Source organism: Stenotrophomonas sp. P5_A9 (assembly GCF_056400525.1).
The window spans coordinates 1-2450 of record NZ_JBFULC010000135.1; the positions used below are offsets into that span (position 1 = coordinate 1).

The window sequence follows — 2450 nt, forward strand, 5'->3', positions numbered from 1 at the left end:
GCTCCAGGCAATCCCCAACGGCACGTATAGCCGGCCAGCGGCCGGCACTACCTTACGGCGACAGGTTAGGCGCGTGCTGTCAACGCCTTCCCCCCGCCGCCCGGCGTTGCCACAATCGGGTCTTTCCGTACTGCGGCTCCGGCCGGAAGCAATGCCTGACATCAAGCTCGCCCAGCAGATCGCCCAGACCATCGCCGATGAAATCGGTGCCCAGCCAGCCCAGGCACGTGCCGCCATCGCCCTGTTGGACGAAGGCGCCAGCGTCCCGTTCATCGCCCGCTACCGCAAGGAAGTCACCGGCGGCCTGGACGACACCCAGCTACGCAACCTGGAAAGCCGCCTGACTTACCTGCGCGAGCTGGAAGACCGCCGCGCCGCGGTGCTGTCCAGCATCGAAGAGCAGGGCAAACTCAGCCACGAACTACGCAACGAGATCCTCGGTGCGGACACCAAGTCGCGGCTGGAGGATCTGTACCTGCCGTACAAGCCCAAGCGCCGCACCCGTGCGCAGATCGCGCGCGAAGCCGGGCTGGAGCCGCTGGCCGATGGCCTGCTGGCCGATCCGGGCCTGGATCCGCAGGTATTCGGTGCCACCTTCGTCGATGCCGACAAGGGCGTGGCCGACACCAAGGCCGCGCTGGAAGGCGCCCGCGCGATCCTGATGGAGCGCTGGGGCGAAGATGCCGCGCTGGTCGGCGAACTGCGTACCTGGCTGGGCGAGAACGGGGTGATCCGGGCGCGCGTGGCCGAGGGCAAGGAAGAGCAGGGCGCCAAGTACCGCGATTACTTCGAACACGCCGAATCGCTGGCGAAGATTCCCTCGCACCGCCTGCTGGCGCTGTTCCGCGCGCGGCGCGAGGAAATCCTGTTCCTGGAACTGGACCCCGGCCCCGACGCCGAGGCCGGTCACCAATACGGCGAAGGCCGGGTGGCCCACAACGCCGGCATCCGCGACGCAGGCCGGCCCGGCGACCGCTGGCTGCTGGATGCGTGCCGCATGACCTGGCGCGCCAAGCTGCACATGCACCTCCTGCTGGATCTGTTCAACCAGGCCCGCGAGAAGGCCGAGGCCGAGGCGATCGCGGTGTTTGGCGACAATCTCAAGGACCTGCTGCTGTCCGCACCGGCTGGCCCCAAGGCGGTGCTCGGCCTGGACCCGGGTATCCGCACCGGCTGCAAGATCGCCGTGGTCGATGCGACCGGCAAGCTGGTGGCCACCGACACCATTTACCCGCACGAACCGCGCCGCCAGTGGGACCAGTCGCTGCACACCCTCAAACAGCTGTGCGTGCAGCACAACGTGGATCTGATCGCGATCGGCAACGGCACCGCCAGCCGCGAAACCGACAAGCTGGCCGGTGAGGTGATCAAGGCACTGGGTGATACGAAGGTGCAGAAGATCGTGGTCAGCGAGGCCGGTGCATCGGTGTACTCGGCTTCGGAATTCGCGGCCAGGGAATTCCCGAACCTGGACGTGTCCATCCGCGGCGCGGTGTCGATCGCCCGCCGCCTGCAGGACCCGCTGGCCGAACTGGTCAAGATCGATCCGAAGGCGATCGGCGTTGGCCAGTACCAGCACGACGTGGACCAGTACCGGTTGGCGCGCGCGCTGGATGCGCGCGTGGAGGACTGCGTCAACGCGGTGGGCGTGCACGTCAATACTGCGTCGGCCGCGCTGCTGTCGCGGGTATCCGGGCTGTCCTCGACCGTGGCCGAGAACATCGTCCGCCATCGCGATGACAACGGTCCGTTCAAGCGCCGCAAGGACCTGCTCAAGGTGCCGCGGCTGGGCGACAAGACCTTCGAACAGTGCGCCGGCTTCCTGCGCATCGCCGATGGTGACCAGCCGCTGGACGCCTCCTCGGTGCATCCCGAAGCCTACCCGGTGGTCGAGCGCATCGTGGCCGCCACCGCGCGCCCGATCAAGGCGCTGATCGGCGATGGCAGCTTCCTGCGCGGGCTCAAGGCCGAGCAGTTCACCGACGCCACCTTCGGCGTGCCGACCGTGCGTGACATCCTCAAGGAACTGGAAAAGCCGGGCCGCGATCCACGCCCCGAGTTCAAGGCCGCGCGCTTCGCCGATGGCGTGGAAGAGCTCAAGGACCTCAAGGTCGGGATGATCCTGGAAGGCGTGGTCAGCAACGTGGCCGCGTTCGGTGCCTTCGTCGACATCGGCGTGCACCAGGATGGTCTGATCCACATCTCGGCGCTGTCGGATACCTACGTCAAGGATCCGCGCGACGTGGTCAAGGCCGGCGACATCGTCAAGGTCAAGGTGCTGGAGGTGGACGTGGCGCGCAAGCGCATCGCCCTGACCCGGCGCCTGGATGACACCCCGGCCCCGGCCAAGGCCCCCGGCGAGCGTGATGCGCGCCCGGCCGGCGGCGGCCGTCGGGATGCGGGCGGTGGCGGTGGCCAGCGCAATGGGGGCCGTGGCGCCCCCGCCGGGC

At 68.3% G+C, this 2450-nt stretch carries 1 protein-coding gene; it reads left to right on the forward strand.

The genetic code is table 11. From position 1 onward, the window contains the following. Positions 1-151: 151 nt before the first annotated feature. On the forward strand, positions 152-2450 hold a 2299-nt coding region (locus AC1DR7_RS20235; RefSeq protein WP_478076665.1), incomplete at its 3' end, for a Tex family protein.